At 73.7% G+C, this 22,865-nt stretch carries 20 protein-coding genes; 12 read left to right on the forward strand and 8 right to left on the reverse strand.

Features of this window, described 5'->3' with window-relative positions:
* Nucleotides 1-96 precede the first annotated feature (96 nt).
* From ACIBEC_RS20245 to ACIBEC_RS20255, 3 genes are all read right to left on the reverse strand, one after another.
* A complete protein-coding gene (locus ACIBEC_RS20245) occupies nucleotides 97-1,017 on the reverse strand; it encodes a phytoene/squalene synthase family protein (protein WP_396288243.1) in 921 nt (306 codons plus the stop codon).
* Between the two features lie 110 nt (nucleotides 1,018-1,127).
* Nucleotides 1,128-1,673, reverse strand: a complete 546-nt coding sequence (locus ACIBEC_RS20250) for a hypothetical protein (protein ID WP_360501963.1) — start codon at nucleotides 1,671-1,673, stop codon at nucleotides 1,128-1,130.
* A gap of 130 nt (nucleotides 1,674-1,803) precedes the next feature.
* Nucleotides 1,804-3,042 carry a styrene monooxygenase/indole monooxygenase family protein gene (locus ACIBEC_RS20255; RefSeq protein WP_360501960.1) on the reverse strand — a complete coding sequence of 413 codons (1,239 nt, stop codon included), beginning with the start codon at nucleotides 3,040-3,042 and terminating at the stop codon, nucleotides 1,804-1,806.
* 223 nt (nucleotides 3,043-3,265) lie between these two features.
* Between ACIBEC_RS20255 and ACIBEC_RS20260 the strand changes: the two genes are divergently transcribed.
* Nucleotides 3,266-3,979, forward strand: a complete 714-nt coding sequence (locus ACIBEC_RS20260) for an SMI1/KNR4 family protein (protein ID WP_360501957.1) — start codon at nucleotides 3,266-3,268, stop codon at nucleotides 3,977-3,979.
* Nucleotides 3,980-4,013: 34 nt separating this feature from the next.
* Here the strand turns inward: ACIBEC_RS20260 and ACIBEC_RS20265 are convergent, their stop codons facing one another.
* Entirely contained in the window at nucleotides 4,014-5,051 is a 1,038-nt protein-coding gene (locus tag ACIBEC_RS20265; protein ID WP_360501955.1) for an ArsR family transcriptional regulator, read from the reverse strand.
* A gap of 126 nt (nucleotides 5,052-5,177) precedes the next feature.
* Between ACIBEC_RS20265 and ACIBEC_RS20270 the strand changes: the two genes are divergently transcribed.
* Nucleotides 5,178-6,389, forward strand: a complete 1,212-nt coding sequence (locus ACIBEC_RS20270) for an MFS transporter (protein WP_360501953.1) — start codon at nucleotides 5,178-5,180, stop codon at nucleotides 6,387-6,389.
* An 81-nt stretch (nucleotides 6,390-6,470) separates the two neighbouring features.
* Here the strand turns inward: ACIBEC_RS20270 and ACIBEC_RS20275 are convergent, their stop codons facing one another.
* A complete protein-coding gene (locus tag ACIBEC_RS20275; protein WP_360502023.1) occupies nucleotides 6,471-6,860 on the reverse strand; it encodes a pyridoxamine 5'-phosphate oxidase family protein in 390 nt (129 codons plus the stop codon).
* A gap of 677 nt (nucleotides 6,861-7,537) precedes the next feature.
* Between ACIBEC_RS20275 and ACIBEC_RS20280 the strand changes: the two genes are divergently transcribed.
* Both ACIBEC_RS20280 and ACIBEC_RS20285 read left to right on the forward strand, forming a co-directional pair.
* On the forward strand, nucleotides 7,538-8,353 hold the full coding sequence (locus tag ACIBEC_RS20280; RefSeq protein WP_360502020.1) for a slipin family protein: 816 nt from the start codon (nucleotides 7,538-7,540) through the stop codon (nucleotides 8,351-8,353).
* A gap of 186 nt (nucleotides 8,354-8,539) precedes the next feature.
* Nucleotides 8,540-9,904, forward strand: a complete 1,365-nt coding sequence (locus ACIBEC_RS20285) for an FAD-dependent oxidoreductase (RefSeq protein ID WP_360501950.1) — start codon at nucleotides 8,540-8,542, stop codon at nucleotides 9,902-9,904.
* Between the two features lie 180 nt (nucleotides 9,905-10,084).
* Here the strand turns inward: ACIBEC_RS20285 and ACIBEC_RS20290 are convergent, their stop codons facing one another.
* Nucleotides 10,085-10,702 (reverse strand): TetR-like C-terminal domain-containing protein, encoded by a 618-nt coding sequence (locus ACIBEC_RS20290; RefSeq protein ID WP_360501947.1) that lies wholly within the window; start codon nucleotides 10,700-10,702, stop codon nucleotides 10,085-10,087.
* 535 nt (nucleotides 10,703-11,237) lie between these two features.
* Here ACIBEC_RS20290 and ACIBEC_RS20295 point away from each other — a divergent pair.
* On the forward strand, nucleotides 11,238-11,459 hold the full coding sequence (locus ACIBEC_RS20295) for a hypothetical protein (RefSeq protein WP_360501944.1): 222 nt from the start codon (nucleotides 11,238-11,240) through the stop codon (nucleotides 11,457-11,459).
* 105 nt (nucleotides 11,460-11,564) lie between these two features.
* On the opposite strand, the gene ACIBEC_RS20300 is transcribed toward ACIBEC_RS20295, so the two are convergent.
* On the reverse strand, nucleotides 11,565-13,628 hold the full coding sequence (locus ACIBEC_RS20300) for an ATP-binding protein (RefSeq protein WP_360501941.1): 2,064 nt from the start codon (nucleotides 13,626-13,628) through the stop codon (nucleotides 11,565-11,567).
* A gap of 134 nt (nucleotides 13,629-13,762) precedes the next feature.
* A complete protein-coding gene (locus ACIBEC_RS20305) occupies nucleotides 13,763-13,957 on the reverse strand; it encodes a hypothetical protein (RefSeq protein WP_360501938.1) in 195 nt (64 codons plus the stop codon).
* A gap of 224 nt (nucleotides 13,958-14,181) precedes the next feature.
* Between ACIBEC_RS20305 and ACIBEC_RS20310 the strand changes: the two genes are divergently transcribed.
* From ACIBEC_RS20310 to ACIBEC_RS20340, 7 genes are all read left to right on the forward strand, one after another.
* Complete coding sequence (locus tag ACIBEC_RS20310; protein ID WP_360501935.1) at nucleotides 14,182-15,552, forward strand: amidase family protein; 1,371 nt, start codon at nucleotides 14,182-14,184, stop codon at nucleotides 15,550-15,552.
* A gap of 125 nt (nucleotides 15,553-15,677) precedes the next feature.
* Nucleotides 15,678-16,538 (forward strand): alpha/beta hydrolase, encoded by an 861-nt coding sequence (locus ACIBEC_RS20315; RefSeq protein ID WP_360501933.1) that lies wholly within the window; start codon nucleotides 15,678-15,680, stop codon nucleotides 16,536-16,538.
* A 356-nt stretch (nucleotides 16,539-16,894) separates the two neighbouring features.
* Nucleotides 16,895-19,684: a LuxR C-terminal-related transcriptional regulator gene (locus ACIBEC_RS20320; protein WP_360502017.1), complete on the forward strand. Its 2,790-nt coding sequence runs from the start codon at nucleotides 16,895-16,897 to the stop codon at nucleotides 19,682-19,684.
* A 140-nt stretch (nucleotides 19,685-19,824) separates the two neighbouring features.
* On the forward strand, nucleotides 19,825-20,322 hold the full coding sequence (locus tag ACIBEC_RS20325; protein WP_360501930.1) for an SsgA family sporulation/cell division regulator: 498 nt from the start codon (nucleotides 19,825-19,827) through the stop codon (nucleotides 20,320-20,322).
* Nucleotides 20,323-20,450: 128 nt separating this feature from the next.
* Nucleotides 20,451-20,879, forward strand: a complete 429-nt coding sequence (locus tag ACIBEC_RS20330; protein WP_360501928.1) for a hypothetical protein — start codon at nucleotides 20,451-20,453, stop codon at nucleotides 20,877-20,879.
* A gap of 304 nt (nucleotides 20,880-21,183) precedes the next feature.
* On the forward strand, nucleotides 21,184-21,651 hold the full coding sequence (locus ACIBEC_RS20335; RefSeq protein WP_360501925.1) for an SsgA family sporulation/cell division regulator: 468 nt from the start codon (nucleotides 21,184-21,186) through the stop codon (nucleotides 21,649-21,651).
* 174 nt (nucleotides 21,652-21,825) lie between these two features.
* On the forward strand, nucleotides 21,826-22,695 hold the full coding sequence (locus ACIBEC_RS20340) for a Bax inhibitor-1/YccA family protein (RefSeq protein WP_360501923.1): 870 nt from the start codon (nucleotides 21,826-21,828) through the stop codon (nucleotides 22,693-22,695).
* The last annotated feature ends 170 nt before the right edge of the window (nucleotides 22,696-22,865 follow it).

Genomic DNA, 22,865 nt, shown 5'->3' on the forward strand with positions numbered 1-22,865 from the left:
GGCATCTGCCCTGGCCCGCGCTGCCGGCCCGACTCGCCTGCCCGGAAGGCTTTCTGGCGGAACGTCAGCGGCGGCTCGCGTGAATGGCTCGGCCCGTCAGCCGCGGAGCCGCCGGGCCCGGAGGTACTCGCGGCCGAGCAGGCGCAGCGCGGCGGCCTTGGCGGGGCTCGCGGAGCGGCGGAGCAGCGCGCCCAGGTCGGCGCGGGCGGCGGCGCTGATGAGCTCGTCCACCCCGAGGAGGCAGCGGACCATCGGCCGGTGGGCGGGCGGCACCAGCTCGCTGACGGCCCTGCCCTCGGCGAGTGTGCGGTCGGCCCGGTCGAGCAGGTCGCCGAGCAGCGTCCGGACGGCCGGCAGGTCGCGGGCCTGTTCCAGGTCGGCCCGGGTGACGCCGTGCTCGCGCAGGGTCTGCTCGGGGACGGTCAGCCGGCCCTCGGCCAGGTCCTCCGCGAGGTCGTTGACGAAGTCGAGCCGCTGGGCGCCGTCGATGTAGGTGCGGCAGGCGGCGCGGAAGACCGCCTGGTCGCCGGCCGGGCCGAGCAGGCCGGCGACGACCATGAAGCCGGGCAGCGAGTACCCGTCCACGTACGCCTGGTACTCCGCCTCGGTGGCGAACCCGGTGAAGTCGAGGTCCGCGTCCGCCGCGGCGAGGAAGTCCAGGACGCGCTCGCGCAGGGCGGGGTGCGCGCCGACGCTGTTCAGCAGGGGGCGCAGCTCGGGGTCGTCGGTGCGGCCGGCGGCGAGGCTCTCGGTGACCTCCCGCTGCCAGCGGGCGGACGCCGCCCGGCGCTGCGCGAGGGGGCCGCTGTCGAGCAGGGTGTCGGTGCGGTGCATGAAGGCGGCCGCCGCGATCACGTGCGGGACCGTGCGGTCCGGCAGCAGCAGGCCGGCCGCCAGGGTGACCTCCCGCTTGTACCGGGTGACCTGTTCCCGCTGCCGGCCGTAGTCGGCCCGCAGTCCGGGGTCCTGCACGCCGGCGGCGTCCAGCGCCCGCTCCCACCTGCCCACTCGGTTCACCCAATCACTTGTTCGATCGGGGCCGAGCGTAGTCGGTGGGAGCCGGGCGACCTATTCGAGCCTCCCGCCTGAGAGGGTCGCCACCCGCCGAACGCCCAGGGACCGGACGGTCAGCGCTGGCGGATCGTGGAGAAGCCGCAGGCGGGGGTGCAGAGGGTGACGATGCCGCTGTAGCGGTAGGTGGTGCGGCCCTTGGTGACGCTGTGGACGGTGACCTTCTCCCGCAGGTTCAGTTCCCGGCAGCGCGGGCAGGCCGCGCTGACCGGCTTGCCCCAAGGGCGGTTCGGGTCCAGCTTGCTGTAGGAGACCACCATCAGGACGACGGCGAGGCCGGCGCCGCCGAAGCCGATGTACCGCCACACGCTGCTCGAGGACTCCCGGCGGTCGATCATCTCGTCGTAGGAGTAGGTGCCCCCGCCGCCGTGGTTGGACCAGATCCGGCACTCGCTGTCCCGGGTCATGGTCTTGCCGTCGCAGGTCGGCGCGGAGTTCGGGTCCGACTTCCCGACCACCAGCGCCAGGAAGAGGCCGACTGCGGCCAGCAGGCCCAGCACGACCACGGCGGTGGTCCGGCTACGGCCGGTGTGCAGCCGTTTGCGCTCGTTGTACGCCGTATCGATCACTGCCTGGGCCATGTTGCCCCCGTCGACCGCCACCACGTGTCTCCTGTTGTCCGGATGTCCGTACGGCTCGTGTCCCGAGCCGCATACCCGCTCGGCGAGGGGGCGACACGAACCCACCATGATCAACGCGTGTTCGCACCCGATTCGGAAAGGTTGTGACCTTTCAGTTATCGGCCGTGACCGAGGCCAGGTAGGCGGCGGCCTTCGCCGGGTCGAGGAACCACCGCTCCACGTCCGCCGGATCGTTGAAGTTGTTGGCGAACCGGTCGGCCACGGCCGGGTGTTCGCCCGCCGCGACGAGCAGGTCGAGGACGTGCGGGGGCGGCGGGGCGAGCATCGCGTTGGTCCACGTGGTGACCGGGCCCGCGGTCTCCCAGAAGCCGTCGAAGGCGGCCTGCTGGAAGTCGCGGTCGAAGGGCTTGTCGCCGTGGGCGAGGATCGCCGCCAGGTAGCCCGCCGCGCACTTGGCGGCGTTGTTGGCGCCCTGCCCGGTGATCGGGTCGTTGGTGACGACCACGTCCGCCACGCCCAGCACCGTGCTGCCGCCGGGCAGTTCGCCGACCGGGTGGCGGACCACCGGGGTGAAGCGCCCGGCCAGGGTGGCGCCAGCGTCGGTGAGTTCGACGCCGGACCGGGCCCGGTCGTACTCCCAAGGGGTGAAGGTCTCCATCAACTCCAGGGTCACCCGCAGGTGTTCCGCCGGGTCGCGGATCCCGTCGAAGGCATCCGCCGGTCCGCCCGGCACGGCCTCCCAGAGCAGGATGTCGCAGGGCCCCGACAGGGTCAGGGCCGGCATCACGAACAGCTCGGCGATGCCGGGCACCAGGTTGCAGCGCACCGCCGGGAAGTCGTGCTCGGGGCGCGGCGCGAGCCCGTGCACGTAGGCGGCGGCCAGCGCGCGCTGGGGCCGCTCGTGCGGCGAGCGCGCGTGGTCGCGCTCGAACAGCGAGCCCAGCGGGCCCTTGCCGGAGGCGATCAGCACCAGGTCGTACGAGCCGGCCAGGTGCTGCAGGTCGGCGGCGGTCACCTTGCGCAGCTCCACCCGGCCGCCGCGCTCGGCGAAGGTCTCCAGCCAGGCGGCCATCTTCAGCCGCTGGTCGACGGAGTGCGCGGAGGCGTCCAGCCGTCCGACCCAGTCGATCACCCGTGCCGACTCCGGCCCGGTCACCGACACCCCGACGCCCTCGATCCGGGGCGCCTCGTCGGCCCACAGGTCCAGGCCGAGGGCGCGTTCGGTGCGCAGCGCGGAGTCGAACATGCACTGGGAGGAGAGCACCCGCCCGGCCCGCACCTCCTCCGCGCTGCGGTCCGTCAGCACCGTCACGTCGTAGCCGTGGGACTGCAGCCCCAGGGCCAGTTGGAGTCCGGCCTGCCCGGCGCCGACGATCAGAACTCTGCGCATCGCCCCTGCTCTCCTGCTGGTACGTCCCGGTGGTGGTACGTCCCGGCATCGCGTACGTCCCGGCTCGGCGGCCGGCTCCGCCCGGTTACCCAGTGGCCTGGATACCAGTCATCGGCGCGCGCGTCCACGGGCCGAGCAGGGACCGTACGCAACGCCGGGGGGCCGCCGGGGGCCGCCGGGGTCCGCCGGGATCCGGCTCCCAGCCGCCTGACACAATCCGATCATGCGAACATCGGAGGTGGACTGGGACGACGTCCGGCGGCGGACGCTCGCCCTGCGGGCGAAGCGGGAAGCCGAACAGGGCGGTCCGCGTCCTCCCCTTCCGCCGCCGCTGACCGAGGCCCACATCCGGGAGGCCGAGGAACAGTTCGGCCTCGCCCTCCCCGCCGACTACCGCCGGTACCTGCTGCACGTCAGCGCGGGCAGCGAGCACAACCGCATCCGCGAGCTGCACCGCTCCGACCACGGCTGGCGCTGGCGGGGTGACCACGACACCCTCCTCGCCCGGCTCGGCACCCCGTTCCCCGACCACGACACCGCCCTCGCCGCCGAGGAGGAGGTCTGGGACCGCGCTCCGAAGGAGGAGGACCACGCCGACCCCGCCGCCTTCGCCGCCGCGCACGCCGCCTGGAGCGAGGAGGCGGAGGCCGCCGCCGAGGCCCGCGTCAGCGGGGCGGTCTTCCTGGTCGCGGGCGGCTGCAGCTTCTCCACCCTGCTCGTGGTCAGCGGCCCGCAGCGCGGCACGATGTGGTTCGACGGCCGGGGCACCTGCGACCGCCTCAACCCGCTGCTCACCGACGACGACCGCCCGGCGACCTTCACCGAGTGGTACCTCGACGACCTCGCGCACGCGGAGCGCCCCGACTCCCCGGAGAAGCGGGCCCACACCCCGATCTCCGGCCGCTGGTTCGACGACTGGCGGCAGTACCGCTCGTAGACGCCCCTCCTGAAACGCCGCCACGAACCCGCCGCTACGAACCCGCCGCGCGCCCGGCCACCACCTGGTCGCCCAACGCGCTGCGCCGGTACAGGACGTGCCGCCCGTCGCGCGCCCGGGCGACCAGGCCTGCCGCGTACAGGACCCGCAGGTGCTGGGAAACGGCGCTCGGCGTAACCCGCAGTCGGCGGGCGACCTCCACGGTGGCCGACGGCTCCGCCAGCAGAACCAGCAGCCGGGCGCGCGGCGCGCCGAGCAGCGCGGTCAGGGGTGACGGGCCGGTCGGGGAGGCCAGGCCGGTCAGGCCGCGCGGCCCGATCAGGCCCTCGGCCGGCGGGGAGTCCCACAGGGTGGCCACGCCCCGGCTCGGGTAGACCAGGCTCGGCGGCTCCTCCGGGCTGAGCGGCGGCGCGGGCTTGTGCGCGAACACGGACGGTATGAGCAGCAGCCCCCGGCCCGCCGCCGCGACACGGTGCCGGCTGATCATCCGGTCGATGTGCAGCACGCCGCCCCGCCAGCGCAGGTCCGGGTGCATGTCGGCGAACAGCAGGCGGGCGCCGCCGAGGGCGAGCCGCCGAGCCCGGTACGTCATGTCCGCCTCCAGCACCAGGCGCATCGTCGGCCACTCCGGCGCGATCGCCGACTCCCAGTACCGGCGCAGGAGTTCGCACAGGGCGTCGCGCAGCCCGGCGACGGCTTCGTCATCGCCCTCCGCCGCGACCCGCAGGGCCTCCGGCACCGGGTCCGGTGCGTGCGTCAGCCGCAGGTCGCGGCGGACCAGGGCCGGGGAGGTCCGGCGCACGACCGACAGCTCCTCCTCGAAGCCCGGCGCGAAACTCCCGGGAATCGGCGTCAGGAAGTCGGGGACGGTGCGCCGGCGGGCGACCAGGGACATCAGCAGCCCGGTGTCGAGCGCCCCCAGCCGGCCGAGGACCGACCTGCGCCACGGCAGGTGCAGCGCCGACAACCCCGGGTCCTGCAGCACCCGCAGGCTCAGCACGGCCTCGTGCAGCGGCGACAGCGCGAACCGGGTGTCCGCGAGGTCCTCGACGTCGAGTACGAAGCTGATCATCAAGCACCACGCTACATCGATTGGCGGCGCCACGACGATGCCGTGCACTGGCGCCATGACACCGACGACCCCGCTCACAACTCCCGTACGGCGCACCGCCGCCGGAGCCCCCGCGCGGGGTGACGGATGACCCGCCGACTGGTCCTGCTGCTGTCCGTCACCTGCGCCGTCGCGGTCGGCAACCTCTACTTCCCGCAGGCCGTCGGCCCGCTGATCGCCGCCGGACTGCACGTCCCCCCGGACGCGGCGGCCCTCGTCGTCACCGCCACCCAGCTCGGCTACACCGCCGGAATCGTCCTGCTCGTCCCGCTCGGCGACCGGCTCCCCCACCGCCCGCTCCTCGTCGCCCTGCTCACCCTCACCGGCCTGGCCCTGCTCGCCGCGGGCTGCGCGCCGACCCTGCCCGTCCTGGTCGCGGCGAGTGCCGCCGTCGGCCTCACCACGGTCGCCGCCCAGATCGTCGGGACGCTCGCGGCCGGCCTGGCGGGCCCCGACCGCCAGGGAAGGGTGACCGGCGCCCTGCTCAGCGGGTCCACCGGCGGCATGCTGCTGGCCCGCACGTTCAGCGGCACCCTCGGCGAGTGGCTGGGCTGGCGGGCCCCCTACCTGGCCGCCGCCGCCCTCACCCTGCTGGTCGCCGCCGTCCTGGCCCGCACCGTCCCGGCCACCGCCCCCACCTCCCACGCGCCGTACCCGGCCCTGCTCGCCGCACCGCTGCGCCTGCTGCGCGACGAGTCCGAGCTGCGCCGCTCCTGCATCTACCAGGCGACCGTCTTCGCCGGGTTCTCCGCCGTCTGGACCTGCCTGTCCCTCCTGCTCACCGGCCCCACGTACGGGCTGGACGCCCGGGCGGTCGGCGGGCTCGCCCTGGTCGGCGCGGCCACCGTGCTCTGCACCCCGTACGCCGGCCGGCTGGTGGACCGCCACGGCCCCGACCCCGTGAACCTGGTCTGCCTGCTCGGTGTCCTCGTCTCCGCCGCCGTCCTCACCGCGGGCGGCCGGGGCGGCCCGCTCGGCCTGGCCGCCCTGACCGTCGGCACCCTGCTGCTCGACGTGGCGATGCAGTGCGGCATGGTCGCCAGCCAGACCCGGGTCAACGCCCTGCGGCCGAAGGCCCGAGGCCGCCTCAGAACCGCCTACATGACCTGCGCCTACCTGGGCGGCAGCGCAGGCTCCTGGCTCGGCGTCCGGGTATGGAACCGGACCGGCTGGTGGGGCGTGTGCACACTCCTCGCCGCACTCGCCACCCTCGCCCTGGCCCGCCACCTCGCGGCGGTACGCGGCGCGGGCCGCACCCGGTCACCTGCCGACGGTGAGCAGCACTGCCTGACCCGATGACGGACGGACGCGCCCCGACCCCGCGGCAGCGCCGACACCCCGTCCCGCCCCGGCCACCCCTTCGCCCGGCGACCCGCCGCCTCAGCCCGAGACCAGCCGTCGCCCGGTGATCTCCTGCGGGCGGATCCGGACCCAGCACGGCCGGTCGCCGCCCGCCCAGGGTGCCGCGCCGGGCAGGCCGGCCAGGCGTTCCAACTCGTCCGGGTCGTCCACGTAGTGCGCCGGGCCGAGGGCGAGCACGCTCCAGCCGCGGCCGAGGTACTCGTCGATGTGGTCGACCTCGAAGGAGACCACGGCGCCCTCGTCCGGGGCGGTGCCCGCGTGCGCGCCGGTGCGGTAGGCGAAGGAGGCCCGGTCGACGACGTAGTTGACGGGCAGGACCTGCGGTCCCGGCTCGACCGGCAGGCCGATCCGGCCGATACCGTGGGTGCCGACGAGCTCCCAGCATTCGACTTCGGTGAGGTTCTGCAGCCGGGGCGCGGGCCGGGGCCGCCCTGTCCGGGCGGAGAGTCGGTGCGGCCCTCCAGGATTTCGGCCCGGCTGCTGCCGAGGGCGGCAGCGATCCGCAGGAACCCTCCGGGGTCGAAGACGGGCCCGGCTTCGAGCAGGTGCCGCAGGTAGCGGGGGGCCATCGCGGCCCGGCGCGCCAGGTCCTCCTCACTCAGGCCGAGTTGCTCGCGCCGTTCGGTGATCCGGCGGGCCACGGCGGCGGCATCGGGGGTGTCGTTCACGGTGGTGACTCCTCGGCTGGCCGGGGGCCGTCGGGTTGGCCAGGGCGCACCCATCCAAGCGTCCGGCCTGCGGCAAGTCGAGCAACAGCGCGGCCCCGTGCGTGTCGGTGAGCACCGTCGACAGCCCGGGGTTCCGACCTCGATCCCGGTCGACGGCCCCGGGTTCCGACCTCGATCCCGCAGGCCCGCACCGGGCCGGCAGCAGACCGCCACCCCGACCGGCCACCGTCCGCTAAAGATCTGTCAAAACCGGTGTGCACACGCCTGTCACCCCTCCCTCCCCCGGCGCATACTGTCCTGCGCGGCTCGCAGCGCGCGACAGGGCCCATCCGGTCCCGGCCCGGCTGCGCCGCGACGGGGGAGGTCGAAATCGTGGCAGTGGTCGTGATCGTGGTCGTGGTGCTCCTGCTCTGGCTGATGACCGGCGTGCGGGTGGTGCAGCAGTACGAGCGCGGTGTGGTCTTCCGGCTCGGGCGGGTGCGCGAGCAGGTCCGCGAGCCGGGCGTCACCCTGCTGATGCCGGTGCTGGAGCGGATGCGCAAGGTCAACGTGCAGGTCATCACCATGCCGGTGCCCGCGCAGGAGGGCATCACCAAGGACAACGTCTCGGTCAGCGTCGACGCGGTGCTGTACTTCCGCGTGATCGACCCGATCAGGGCCACCGTGGACGTGCAGAACTACGCCTTCGCCATGCTGCAGGTCGCCCAGACCTCGCTGCGCTCCATCATCGGCAAGAGCGAACTGGACGACCTGCTCTCCGGCCGGGAGAACCTGCACCAGGGGCTGGAGGTCATGCTGGAGAGCCCGGCCACCGGCTGGGGCGTGCACATCGACCGGGTGGAGATCAAGGACGTCAGCCTGCCCGACTCGATGAAGCGCTCGATGGCCCGCCAGGCGGAGGCCGACCGCGAGCGCCGGGCCCGGATCATCACCGCCGACGGCGAGTTCCAGGCCGCGGCCAAGCTCTCCGAGGCGGCCGCCAAGATGGCCGAGACCCCGGCGGCGATGCAGCTGCGGCTGCTGCAGACCGTGGTCGAGGTGGCGGCGGAGAAGAACTCGACGCTGGTGCTGCCGTTCCCGGTGGAGCTGCTGCGCTTCTTCGAGGCCTCCGCCGCCCGGATCGCCGACGGCTCGGCCGGCACGGACGGCACAGGCGGCTCGGACGCCTCGGCCGTCAGGGCCCCGGCCCAGCCGCCCGCCGTTCCGGCGCAGCCCTCGGCCGACGGGAGCTGACCGCGCGCTGCCCGACCGGTGACCGGGCGGGCGGCCCGCGCCGCCAGCCGGCCACCGGTCCTCGCCGTCATAGCTTGTCTCTATGGCCCCATAGACCGGAACCGACTACACCCCCGTCCCACCACCGGGTTGGCTGCAAGGGTCCAGACCACCTCCCGCTGCGCCCGACCGGAGGGACCGCCCGTCATGCCCCGCCCGATCAGAGTCGCGATCGTCGGTGCCGGCCCCGCCGGCATCTACGCCGCCGACGCCCTGCTGAAGTCCGACGCCGCCCAGACGCCCGGCGTCTCGATCGACCTGTTCGAGCGGATGCCCGCCCCGTTCGGCCTGATCCGCTACGGCGTCGCGCCCGACCACCCGCGCATCAAGGGCATCGTGTCGGCCCTGCACCAGGTGCTCGACAAGCCGCAGGTCCGCCTGTTCGGCAACGTCGACTACCCGTCCGACCTCGCCCTGGACGACCTGCACCGGTTCTACGACGCCGTCGTCTTCGCCACCGGCGCGACGGCCGACCGCCCGCTGGACCTGCCCGGCATCGAGCTGGACGGCTCCTACGGCGCGGCCGACTTCGTCTCCTGGTACGACGGCCACCCGGACGTGCCGCGCAACTGGCCGCTGGAGGCCGAGAAGGTCGCGGTGCTCGGCGTCGGCAACGTCGCACTGGACGTCGCCCGGATCCTCGCCAAGACCGCCGACGAGCTGCTGCCCACCGAGATCCCCGGGAACGTCCACGAGGGCCTGCGGCACAACCGCGCCCGCGAGGTGCACGTCTTCGGCCGCCGCGGGCCGGCCCAGGCCAAGTTCAGCCCGATGGAGCTGCGCGAGCTGGACCACTCCCCGACCATCGAGGTGATCGTCAACCCCGAGGACATCGAGTACGACGCCGGCTCGATCGCCGAGCGCCGCGCGGTCAAGCACGTCGACCTGGTCGCGGCGACGCTGGAGAACTGGGCGATCCGCGACGTCGGGGACCGCCCGCACCGGATCTTCCTGCACTTCTTCGAGTCCCCCGTGGAGGTCGTCGGCGAGGACGGCCGGGTGGTCGGGCTGCGCACCGAGCGCACCGAGCTGGACGGCACCGGCAACGTGCGCGGCACCGGCCGCTTCACCGACTGGGACGTGCAGGCGGTCTACCGGGCCGTCGGCTACTACTCCGACGAGCTGCCCAAGCTGCCCTTCGACCCGGTCTCGGGCACCGTCCCGCACACGGCCGGCCGGGTCGAGGACGGCGACGGCTCGCACCGCTCCGCCACGTACGTCACCGGCTGGATCAAGCGCGGCCCGGTCGGCCTGATCGGCCACACCAAGGGCGACGCCAACGAGACCGTCGCCTGCCTGCTGGACGACCACGCGGCCGGCCGTCTGCCCGGAGCCGTCGAGCCGGACCCGGCGGCGGTCGAGGAGCACCTGCGCGGCCAGGGCGTCCGGTACACCACCTGGGCGGGCTGGCAGCTGCTCGACGCCCACGAGCGCGCGCTTGGCGAGGCCGAGGGCCGCGAGCGGGTGAAGGTCGTCGAGCGCGAGGAGATGCTCCGCCACAGCGGGGCGTGAACGCGGCCCGCGCCTTCACCGAAAATCCCGGGAATTACCCCGGATCGAGCACGGGAGCGAGCACCGGAACAGACACCGGAACGAGCACCAGGCCGATAACCGGATGGGCACCGGCCCGATTCCGGCCGATTCCGGGGCCGGAATTCCGAGGGCTGCTGCCGATCGTCCTACCCGCGCCCGTCACGGACGGACGATCGGCAGCAGCAGCTCGTCGACGATCTCCTCCGGATCGAGCTGCACCGCGTCCCCGCCGCACATCTTGATCCGGTACAGCATCAGTGCCGGCACCAGGTCGGTGACCAGCGGGGTGACCGCCCCGGGGCGGACCTCGCCGCGTGCGGCGCCGTGCTCCAGCACCTCGGCCATCAGTGCGGTCGTCGGCTCGACCACCCGCTCGAACACGATCTCCACGAAGGCGTGCGCCCGCTGGTGGTCGAGCTCGCTCATGATCGCCCGGACGGCGGCGCCCAGCTCGCTGAACATCGCGGCGCGCAGCCTGGCCACCACCTCCAGCAGGTCCCCGCGCAGGCTGCCGGTGTCGGGGGCCGACGCGCCGGGCGGCAGGCTGTTCCGCAGCGCGTCCATGACCAGTTCCTCCTTGGAGGACCAGCGGCGGTAGAGCGCGGCCTTCCCGGTCTGCGCAGCGGCGGCCACCCCCTCCATGGTCAGCCGGGCGTAGCCGTCGGTGGTGAGCTGCTGGAGGACCGCCTCGTAGATGGCGCTCTCCAACGCCTCGCCGCGTCGCCGCAGCGGGGCGCCCGTCACCGGTCCTCGCACGGCATCCGTATCAGTGGTCATGGCTGCGCACCTTCTTCAGTCGCCCTTCCTCGATCCCACCGGTACACACATTCTCCCGCGCCGTGGTTCTCCGATCCGCCAGTATCCGCGAATGGTGAAAGGCGCTCGGCCGCCCACGCAATGGCGAATGCGTTTCTCCCTCACGGGCCCACTGTCATGGGCCTACTGTCGATGTTAGTGAACGAACCCGTTCCCTCCCACCCCCTCCGCCTTTGCACCCTTGCACCGAGTTCCCAAGTGGCCGAGTTGCAAAGGATGTTCGCCCCGCTACGCTTCCAGAAGAGGCTCCCGCGGTTGCGAAACCACCCCCCGACCGGAACGCGGGGGTGTCCCGTGCAACTCAGCGGAGCCCGGCCGCGGAGGTGCCGGACACCAGACCAGCTGCCGCCCGCACCGGCATCACGCACAGTGACCGTCCTCGCGCTCAGCGGGACCGGAACAGGACCCTCGCCCCATGCGGATGGGGCAGGACCGGCGGTGGTATGGAGGAGCAGGTCGGAGCGGCCGGCCTGCGGAACCCACCGTGGAGGTCACCATGACCGACAGAACGGTCGGCACGGCGCTGATGGCGGCCGGTGCGGCCGCGCTCTTCGCCGCCGTGAGCCTCGCCGCAGCCGCCCGGGCGTGCAGGTGCCCGGTCAGGAGCGTCGAGAGCGTCAAGGGCAGCCGCAGGCCGAAGCCGCGACCCCACCTCGGGCACGGTCACGGCGGCGGCCCGGCCAAGCCCCATTGCCCCAATCCGCCGAACTGCAATTGATTCCGTTGTCAACCCTTGTGCTCCTTGATCCCCCGCAGGTCCCGCCCCCGGCCGACCGCCCGTCGCGCCGGGGGCGGTGGCGTGCCACCGAAGGGGCGTCCGCACTCAGCCGCCCGCGGGCCGGCGCGGGAGGACCGCGTGCACCCGGGTGCCGCGGCCCAGGGCGTCGACGGTGCAGCTGCCGCCGATCTCCGCGGCCCGCTCGGACATCGACCGCAGTCCCACCCCCGGGTGCGCCGGCCCACTGCGGCCCGGGCCCTGGCCGTCGTCCTCGACGACGAGTTCCAGCGCCCCGGCGTCCACCCGGACGGACACCGTGGCGCTGCTCGCCCGGGCGTGCCGCAGCACGTTGTTGAGCGCCTCCGCGGTGATCCGGTAGACGGCGACCTCCACGGCGGCGGGCAGTTCCGGCAGCGGATCCGGCTCCAGCCGGGCGGTGACGGCGAGGTCGGTGCCGCTGAAGGTCTCCGCGAGCCGGTCCAGCGCCCGGGACAGTCCGTAGTCGCCCAACGCGGTGGGCCCGAGCCGGTCGGTGACCCGCCGGACCTCCCGGACCGCCGAGGCGAGGTCGTCCGCGACCCGCTCCAGCGCGCCGGAGAACAGCGCCGGGTCGTCCACCGCGGCCGCCCCCTGCAGCCGCAGCCGCAGGCCGGCCAGCAGCGGGCCGAGTCCGTCGTGGATGTCGCGGCGCAGCTGGCGGCGCTCCTCCTCGCGGGCCGCGACGATCTGCTCGCGGCTCGCCCGGAGGTCCTCCATCAGCTGGAGGGAGGCGACGGCGGGCGCGGCCTGGTCGGCGAGCGAGCGCAGGATGTCGCGGTCGCTGTCGTCGAGGGTCTGCTGGCCGGGGCGCGGGGCGACGGTGAGCCGTCCGATCTCGGCGCCCCGGTGGACCAGGGCGAAGCCCTCGCCGCGGCCGGAGCGGTCGCCGACGGCGGCCAGCGGGCGTTCGCCACCACGGGTGGAGACGGTCAACGCCACACCGGACAGCCGGAGTTCGTCACTGACCGTGGCGCACAGCACGGCCGGCACGTCCTGCGGGTCGACGGTCTGGCTGACCCGTCCGGCGAGGCTGCGCAGCACCTGGTACGGCTGGGCGCGCGCGCCGTAGTACCAGCGGTCGACGACGCCGGAGGCCCAGCCCACGCCCCGCGGCAGGCCGGCCGCGAGCAGGAAGACGAGGGCGACCAGCAGCAGCGCCCCGGCACCGCGCCGCCCGGGCATCAGCATGGTGGAGAGCACACAGGCCACCAGCACGAACACCACGACCAGTCCGGCGGCGATCAGCAGGCCGACCAGGACCCTCCGGGCCGCCCGGTCGAGCCGCCAGGAGCCGTCCCGGACGACGACGGCAGCCAGGGTGAGCGTCCACAGCGCGGAGGCGACCGCGAAGGCGACGTACGAGGGCGTGCTCTGGTCGTCGAAGTAGTAGCCGAGTTCGGCGCCGCCCCACAGCAGGTAGACGCCGAGGGCGAGCAGGACGTTCTGCCGGCGCCGCTTGGGCACCCCCCGGGTGCGGGCGAGCGGGACCAGGATCACCAGGACGGTCAGCACCACGAACACGACGAGCTGGGTGAGGTGCATCCGGTCGTTGAACGTCCGCAGCCACTCGGCGACGGTGCTGCCGGCGAGCGGGTTGGGCCGGCCGAACACCGTGGGCTGGTAGACGTAGTAGCCGGCCTGGGGCAGCATCCACAGGGCCAGGGCGCCGATCGCGTACCACCACCGGCGGCTCGGCAGGGTCCCGTACGGCAGCCACAGTGGCAGCGCGTGCCAGATGGTGCCGCTGACGGTGTATCCGGCCGACACCAGGACCACCACGGCTCCGACGACCCGCGAGTCGCCCACCTCGCCCCAGACCGGGGCCTGGGCGGCGAGCGGCACGATCAGCGCCGTCCCGTACGCGAGCAGCACCCAGCCGAGCTGGTTGCCCGGGCGGTGCGCATGCAGCAGCACCCCGCCCGCGACGGCGGCGAGGCCGTAGCCCAGGACCGCCAGGTGGTGGGCGGGTTGGGAGATCCCGGGGACGCCCTGGTGGCTCAGGACGTAGCCGATCCACAGACCCCCGGCCACCAGGCAGACGACGGCGCACAGGCCCGCCATGACCAGTTGCCGCTCCGCCGGGCCGGACCGGGGCCGCCCCCAGGCTCTCCGCGCACTCTCCGCAGCCATGAGCACCCCTTCCTCTCCGCGACCCACCGGATGCCAGCAGTCTCCTGCACCCGGTGTCCCGGGCACATGAGGCAGTGGCCCCGGCGGGGCGCGGCACCCCGGACGGGGGCCGAGGGGGTGGTCTCCGCCGGCGCCTACAGGCTCAGGTCGACGGCGAGGCAGTTGTAGAACGTCCAGGAGCCTTCGGGGTTGTACGGGTCGCCTGCCTGGCCGCTCGGCCCGGTGTCCACCCCTTCGGTCATGTCCTCGAAGCGGATGCGCTCGGGCAGGCTGCCGTAGCGCGCGTGCCGCGCTTCGGCGGCGGGGTCGCGGGCGAGGTCATCGTTCATCCGCTCAGCGTGCGCCTTGATACATCACCTGTCAAGGTGGTGACGATTCCGAGATGCCCCTCGCCGAGCCGGCCGGCCACACGTGTTTGACCGATTCCCCACTCTCCGAGGCCCTGCCTGAGGCATCGTTACCCGGGGCGGGCCACGGCGGACTCATTCACGACACACTCGTCCACGAACACACTCGTCCACCCACACGAAGAGCAGTGCGAAGGAGAACGTTCATGGTCAACCCGGACACGGCCGGCCAGGGCCTCGCGCAGGAGACGGTGTCGGCGGCGCTCGACCGCGCCGCTGCGACCGCCCACCTCAACGCGTTCATCACACTCGACGCCGAGGGGGCACTCGCCGAGGCAGCCCGTCACGACGCCCGGGGCGACGCTCGGGGTGATCGTCGGGGCGAGCAGGCCCACTGGTGCCTCGTCGTCAAGGACAACATCCATGTCGCGGGGCTGCCCAACACCGCGGGCACCCCCGCGCTCAAGGGCTTCGTCCCCGACGCCGACGCGCCGGTGGTCCGATCCCTGCGCACGGCGGGGGCGATCGTCCTCGGCAAGACGAACATGCACGAGCTGGCCCTGGGTGCCACCTCCTGCAACCACACCTTCGGCGCCGTCGGCAACGCCACCGACCCGGCCCTGTTCGCGGGCGGCAGCAGCGGCGGTACGGCCGCGGCGGTGGCGGCGGGCGTCGCGGAGGCCGGGCTCGGCACCGACACCGGCGGTTCCATGACCATCCCGGCCGCCCTCAACGGGATCTACGGCCTGCGCCCCAGCGCCGGGCGCTACCCCTCGGCGGGTCTCACGCCACTGTGCCCCACGCGGGACACGCCCGGTCCGATGGCGAACACCCTCGACCGCCTCCTGACGCTGGACACCCTCCTCACCGGGGAGACCGGGAGTCCGCAGGACCCGGAACGCCCGCTCCGGCTGGGCCTGCCGAGGCACGTGTTCACCGAGGACCTGGAGGGCCCCGTCCGGGACGCCTGGGAGGCGGCCGTCGACCGTCTCGCCGCGGCGGGGCACACCTGGGTCCCCGTGGACACGGCGCACCTGGTCGCGTACGACTCCCGGATCGGATTCCCGCTCGTCTTCGGCGAGTTCGCCGCCGCTCTCGGCCGCTACCTCGAGGAACACCGCGCCGGGCTCACGCCGGCCGACGTCCTCGACGCGGCGGGCGACCCGGTCATGGCGGAGACGCTCAAGGCGACCGCCCTGCCCAGCGGCCCGGGCCACCCGGGGCCCGCCGCGCTGCAGGGGGCGCTCGCGCAGCGGCAAGCGATGCAGGCGGCCTACGCGGACCTGTTCGCGGCCGACGGCCTGGACGCGATCCTCAGCCCCACCGTCCCGGTGTGCGCCCGGCCGCTGCGCCGCTTCGAAGACTCCCTCCCCCTCAACGGGCAGGACGCGCCCACGTTCTTCACCCTGATCCGCAACACCTCCCCCGCGGCCACGGCCGGTCTGCCCTCGGTGACGGTGCCGCTTCCCGTCACCGCGTCCCCGCCGGTCGGACTGCAGCTGATCGGGCGTCGGATGGCCGACCGGGACCTGCTGTCGGTGGCCGTGCGGGTCGACGCCCGCCTGCGGCGCGGGTAGCCGGCCCGACCCGTCACCACCTTGACAGGTGACTCGACGCCACGACAAACTCATCACCAGTCAGAGCGGTGACGGGTCGGCGCGTCCGGCCCGTCCACTGCCGAAATGTCCGAAAGGGGTTTGTCGTGGTGAGCATCAAGGGTGGACGCAAGCGAGTAGTGACGGGTGCGGTCTCGGCGCTCACGGCGGGTCTCGCGCTCTGCGCGCTCACCCTCCCGAGCTCCGCCAGCGGCGCGACCGGCGCCGCCGAGGCCGACGGCTTCGGCGGCCGCGCCAAGCCGACCATCGTCCTGGAGCACGGCGCCTTCGCCGACGGCTCCAGCTGGAACGCCGTCGTCGCCGAACTGCGCGCCGACGGCTACCCCGTAGTCGCCGCCGCCAACCCGCTGCGCGGTCCGGCCTCCGACGCCGCCGCCCTGCGCACCGTCCTCGACCACATCAAGGGCCCGAAGATCCTCGCCGGACACTCCTACGGCGGCAACGTCATCAGCGAGGCCGCCACCGACGACCCCGACGTCAGGGCCCTCGTCTACGTGGCCGCCTTCCTGCCCGCCCCCGGCGAGACCGCCCTGGAGCTCACCGGCAAGTACCCGGGCTCCACCCTCCCCGACGCCCTCGACCCCGTCACCTACCGACAGGGTGACGGCAGCACCGGCACCGACCTGTACATCCGGCAGGACAAGTTCCGCCACCAGTTCGCCGCCGACGTCCCCGCCGGCCAGGCCGCGCTGATGGCCGCCGAACAGCGCCCGATCGCCCAGGCCGCGCTGGAGGAGAAGGCCACCAGCGCCGCCTGGCAGACCAAGCCCAGCTGGTCCATCGTCACCACGCGCGACCTCAACATCCCCGCCGCGGTGCAGCGTTACATGGCCGAGCGCGCCCACGCCCACACCACCGAGGTGGTCGCCTCGCACTCCGTCGCCGTCTCCCACCCCCGCCTCGTCGCGGACGTCATCGAGCAGGCCGCCCGCGCCACCGCCCGCTGACCGCCCCACGCCCGGTCCCGCCGCCCAGTACCGCCGGAAACGGCCGTACTGGGCGCAGCCGTACGGCGGTCCGCAGCGGGTCGCGACGGGTCGCACCGGGCCGCGGCGGCTTCGGGCAGCACACATGTGTCTCGGCCCGGGCGCGGCCGGAGGCTGCGCCACCCGAATATGTCGGCCTGTACCAGGTGACGGAACACCTGCGGGACATCTAGTCTCTTGCGTCAGGGTGGCGGACATGTGTCGGACGGCCACCGGCTCGGAAGACCGCACGCAGCGTGTGGACGAAGACGCGTCGGCGGGTGTCAGTCGCCGCGGCGCGAAGGATGTGGGGAACGTTGGAATCGATCGACTGGACCATGGTCGGCCGCGCACACGAGCAGGAGGTGCTGTCCGACTTCGTGACGGCCTCCGGGGGCCGGGCCCTCGTCCTGCAGGGTGACACGGGGGTGGGAAAGAGCACCCTGCTGGACCACGTCGCCGACCTCGCGTCGGGCCGACGGCTCAGCGAGGAGCACGCCAAGGAGCACGGCGAGCCGCACCGGGTGATCAGGGCGGTCGGGGTCGAGGCCGAGTGGGAGCTGCCGTTCGCCGGCCTGCACCAGTTCCTCTACCCGCTGCTCCCCGACATGGACCGGCTGGACGACGGCCACCGGGCGGTCCTGGACGTCGTGTTCGGCCGGAGCGAGGGGCCGCCGCCCTCGGTCATGACCCTCGGCATCGCCGTCCTCGACCTGCTCTCCCTCGCGGCCTCGCGGCGGCCCCTCCTGCTGGTGCTCGACGACGGCCAGTGGCTGGACACCCCGAGCACCGAGGTGTGCGGGTTCGTGGGGCGGCGGCTGACCGGCAGTTCGGTGAAGCTCGTCGTCGGCCTGCGTTCCGACGTGCCCTCCGGCTTCGACACGGCCGCGCTGCCCCGACTGCCGGTGACCACGCTGTCGGAGCGCGCCTCGGAGGAGCTCCTGGACCTGCACCACCCCGGCCTGGCCCCCCAGGTCCGCCGCCTGGTCCTGGACGAGGCCCAGGGGAACCCGCTGGCGCTGCTGGAACTGCCGCCCCACGTACTGCGCAGCGGCCGACCGGCCGGCGACCGCGCAGAGCCCTTCGGGTACGCCGGCATCCCTTTGCCCCGGCGCCTGCAGCAGGTGTACGGCGCCCGCATCGAGGCGCTGGGTGGGGCCGTGCGCGCGGAGCTGCTGCGCGGTGCCCTGGACGGCGCCGGCGCGGGCACGGCGGGTGCGGCCGGCAACTCCCGCCGTACCCGCTATCGGATGACGGACGCCGCCGAGGCCGCGGACGGCGGGCTGCTGGACGTCGACCCGTTCAGCGGCGACCTGGTCTTCCGGCACCCGCTGGTGCGGTCGACGGTCGTCCAGCTGGCGACCCCCAACGAGCGGCGCGCGGCGCACGCTGTCCTCGCGCGGGTGCACCGCGAGGACGTGGAACGGCACGCCCTGCACCTGGCGGCCTCGATGGTCGACCCGGACGAGCGGGTCGCGGCCGCGCTGGAGGCCGCCGCCGACTCCGCGACCCGGCGCGGCAGCGCGGTGGCCGCCGTGGCCTGGCTGACCCGGGCGGCGGAGCTGAGCGAGGGTCACCGGGAGCGGTCCCGGCGGCTGGGCGACGCGTCGTTCATCGCCGGTCACGCCGGTCTGCTGGACCGGGCCCAGCAGCTCGTCCGCTCGGACGGCGCGGCCGGGACGGGCGAGTCGCCGGCCTCGGTGGTCGCGTCGGCCTACGTCGCGCTGTACGAGGACGGGGACGTGCGCTCCTCGCGGCGCCAGGTCCTGGCGGCGATCGAGGGCGTCCGCGACAGCGGGGTGCGGGAGCCGAGCGAGGTGCTCACCCGGCTGGTCAACCTGCTCCTGGCCATCAACCAGTACGCGGGCGACGAGACGGCGTGGGAGCGGACCCACGAACTCCTCGGCTCGCTGGGCGACCTGGTGTCCGCCAACTCCCGGATCTACCAGGACGCGTGGGGCGACGTGGTCCGGCGCGGGGCCGGCGTGCGGGCGCGGGTGGAGCGGGAGTTCGCCGACCTCGGCAGGCTCGAGCCGTGGGACATCAGCCGGCTGTCCGTCGCCGCGTACCATGTGGACACCCTCAGCCAGTACCGGCCGCACCTGCAGCGCACCGTCGACCGCGAGGTGGAGACCGGCGCCATGGTGTCCGGCATGACCATGCTTCACCTGATCATGCTCGACCAGATCGCCGTCGGTGAGTGGGACGAGGCCGAGCGGACCGGAGAGCGCGGACTGCGGCTGACGACGGCGCACGGGCACGCCCTCTTCGCTCATCACACCCGCGCGTACCTCGGCCTGCTGGCCGCGCTGCAGGGCCGGGCGGAGCGCGCGCGGGAGCTCCAGGCCGCCGTCGACGCCTGGGCCCGCCCGCGCGGCGTCGGCTTCCTCACCCAGATAGCCGACGCGATCGGCACCACCGCCGCCCTCGGCGAGGGCGACTACGAGGCCGCCTACCTCCACGCCATCGGCATCACGCCCCCCGGCTCCTTCGCGCCCTACGCCCACCAGGCCTCCCGCACGCTCCTCGACCTCGTCGAGGCGGCGCTGCACACCGGCCGCTCCGAGCAGGCCCGTCGGCACGCGCTCGCCGCCCGCGAGGCCGACCTGCCCGACATCTCGCCCCGCCTCGCCGTCATCACCCACGGCGCGCTGGCCATGACCGCCGCCGACCCGGCCGAGGCCGCCGAGATGTACCGTCGCGCCGAAAGCCACCCGGCCGCGCCCGGCTTCCCGTTCGAACTCGCCCGCATCCGCCTCGCCCACGGTGTCCGCCTGCGCCACTCCCAGGGGCGGAAGGCGGCCCGACCGGCGCTGACCCTCGCCGCCGAGGCGTTCGAACGGCTCGGTGCGGCCGCCTGGGCCGAGCGCGCCCGGGTCGAACTGCGCGCCGCCGGCGCCTCCCCGCTCGCCTCCTCGACCCATCTCGCGGCCCTGACCTGGCAGGAACGCCGGATCGCGGACCTCGCCGCCGGCGGTCTCACCAACAAGGAGATCGGCGCCCGGATGCACCTGTCGCCGCGCACGGTCAGCTCCCACCTCTACCGCGTCTTCCCCAAACTGGGCATCACCTCCCGGGCCGCCCTGCGCGACGCCCTGGGCGCGCTGCCCGACGAGCGGAACGCGTGAACTCCAGGATCGCCCGGACAGGGGCCGCGGACGACAGTCGAATGACTGAAGATCGACGGTCGACTTACCTATGAACGGCGACGCCGGGACGGCGAGAGTGGGGCGGACCGACGTCCGCCACAGGGAAGGACCCACCCGTCATGAGCGGCCACCGGCCAGGTGCCCGGGCGAACCGAACGACACCCGGCGTACCCGACCTCACCCTGGACATCGAGCGCGTCCTTGGCCTCTCCGCCCGGCAGGCGGTCCGGGCCGGGTTCCGGTACGACCCGGAGCACCCCTTGGTGGTGTCCGTGGAGTTGCGCGTCGACGGCGGCCCCTGCGTGCGGTGGCGCATCGGTCGGGACTTGCTCCGGCGCGGGCTGTCCGCGCGCAGCGGGCTCGGCGACGTCCAGGTCCGGCCGTCGGAGCGCGCGGACGGTACGGAAGGGGCGGAGGGTACGGAAGGGGCGGACGGTACGGACCGGGCGACCGCGTGGCTCCGGCTGGTCTCCGCCGACACCGCGGCCCTGTTCGAACTGCCCGTCGCACCCCTGGCGAAGTGGCTGGCGCACACCTACGAGGCGGTCCCCGCGGGACACGAACTCGCCGCCGTCGACTGGGACACCATCACCACCGGCCTGCTCGACGCCCGGTGACCCCGGCCCCCTCTCCCCGAGCGGCATCATGACACCTCAGCATCGTCACCTTCTTGACTGGTGACGCCTTGCCATGGAACCCTGTCGTCACCGGCCAGAACGGTCACTCTTCGGTGAGGAAACCCCACATGACAGTCGTACGGTTCCATCTCGTCTCCACGCTCGGCCCGGAGGAGGTCCTGGCGGTACTGACCGACTTCGGCCCCTCCCGCACCGAGACCTGGCCCACGATCGACGCGAAGCACTTCGAGGTCCACGACCTCGGCGACACCTGGGCCGAGGTCACCGAGGGCACCGCCGCCGCCTGGGAACGCGCACGGTACGAGTGGAAGCCGGGCGGCGACACCGTCACCATCACCACCCTCGACTCCAAGCTCTTCGGAGCCGGCGGCGGCTGGGTCTTCCGGATGACCCCCGAGGGCAACGGCACCCGGGTCGACGTCGAGCTCACCCGGCAACCCGCCACCGTCAAGGGCAAGGTGCTCGCCGCCCTCCTCCCGGTGGCCGCTCCCCCGTCCCTGCGCAAGTCCTTCGCGGGGCCCCTGCGGGCCAAGTGACCTGTCCCGCAGCCCTGTTCGGCGGGGCCACGGCGGAAAACGGAAGACCGAGAGGGGCCGACAGCGCGAGCTGTCGGCCCCTTCGCCATGCCCATTCCGGGCCCCGAGGTCGACGCGGCCGGGCGGTGGAACCGTCAAATGACGGTGCGTCCGACAGGCCGCGCGCGGCACGCCGAGCCGTCGCGGCCGCGTGAACTCCCCCGCATCGCACCGGGCCTTCACCGTCAAGTGACCGATGTGCGGGGGCCGCCCCGGGCGAAGAGTGGGGGCCGCACAGTTCGCACCTCGGAGGGGAACGCCTGCCATGTACCGCGACCAACCGCCTCTGCGGGCACGTTCGACGCCCGCACACCTGCCCTCGCTGCTCCTGGACATCGACCGGATGCTCGACGAGTTCACCCGGCTTCCCGTGCAGGCGGAGTTCCGGTTCGATCCGGCGACGCCCGCGGTGATCACCGTCGAATTCCTCGCGGAACGCGGCCCGATCCTCATCTGGCGGTTCGGCCGCGAGCTCCTGCACCGCGGCCTGACGACGATGAGCGGCTGCGGCGACGTCCGGATGTGGCCGGCACAGCCCGACGAGCGGGCCTCCTCCTGGCTGCTCCTCGAAACCCCGGAGCTGGAAGCCATGTTCGAGCTGCCGACCGGGCGGCTGGCGGCCTGGCTGGACGCCACCTACCGGATCACCCCGGCCGAGGCGGAGCTGGACGGGATCGACTGGGACGGATTCCTCCGCGGGCTGCTCGACCGCCCGGGAGCGCCGTCCGAATGAGCCCGGCCGGCCGCTTGCCGTGAGGATGACTTGCCGCCCCGCGCGTCACCTGTCAGAGTGGTGACGAATAGGTGTCGTCGATCCACGGGCGAGCATGTTCACACGTGTGCCGCCCCGGTGGCCCATGACGACGCCGCACCGCAGGCCGCACACGCGGCGACCAGGAGGAATGACATGAAGAGCACCAACCCGGTCTTCTCCCGTTGGGGCGCCGCCCGCGCCGCCACCCTCACCGACGCCTCGGTGCGTCAACCGGTCGGCGCCATGGCCGGAGGCCCGTCGGCGGGCGGCTTCCGGACCGCCGACACCCCCGCCGACACCCTCACACCTGACGCTCCGACCGCTTCCACCGCTTCCACCGCGATGACCCTGGACGACGTCGTCGTACGCACCGCGACGACGCTCGGCACCGTGACGCTGGCGGCGGTGCTCTCCTGGCTCCTCCTGCCGGTCGACGAGGCGCACCTCGGCCTCTCGTACGGGATCGCCGTGGGTGCCGCCGTCGTCGCATTCGCGCTGTCGATGCTCCAGGCCGTCAGGCGGCTGCCGTCCCCGGCCCTGATCCTCGGCTACGCGGCGTTCGAGGGCGTCTTCCTCGGCGTGGTCTCCAGCGCGACCTCGACCTACCTCGCCCCGGGCGTGGTCGTTCAGGCGGTCCTCGGCACCTTCACCGTGTCGGCGGCCGTGCTCGTCGCCTACCGGATGCGCTGGATCCGGGTCACCCGCCGGTTCGCCGGGTTCCTCACCGCCGCCGCGGCCGGCTTCCTCCTGCTGCTCCTCGCCGACCTCCTCTTCTCCGCCTTCGGCGCGGGCCACGGCCTCGGCTTCCACAGCGGCGGCCTCGGCCTCCTTTTCGGCGCGATCGGGGTCCTGCTCGGGGCGGGCTTCCTCGCCCTGGACTTCCGGCAGGTGGAGGACGCCCTCGCCGAGGGCGCGCCCCGCGAGGACGCGTGGCTGGCCGCCTTCGGTCTCACCACGACGCTGGTGTGGATCTACCTCGAGGTGCTGCAGGTCCTGACCATCTTCAACAACAACGACAACTGAGCTTCCCCGCTGGGGTTTTCCCCGACTGGGTTCCCCCGACGCCGGAGGGGCATGCGCGGCGCGCATGCCCCTCCGGCGTGTCCGCCCACGGGTCGATCGACGCGCTGCCGCCGTCGGGCGAGCTCGACCCCTCCGAGGCCTCCGAGGCCTCCGAGGCCTTCGACGCCCCT

Origin of the sequence: Kitasatospora sp. NPDC051164, assembly GCF_044455625.1 — a bacterium.
Taxonomy (GTDB): Bacteria; Actinomycetota; Actinomycetes; order Streptomycetales; family Streptomycetaceae; genus Kitasatospora.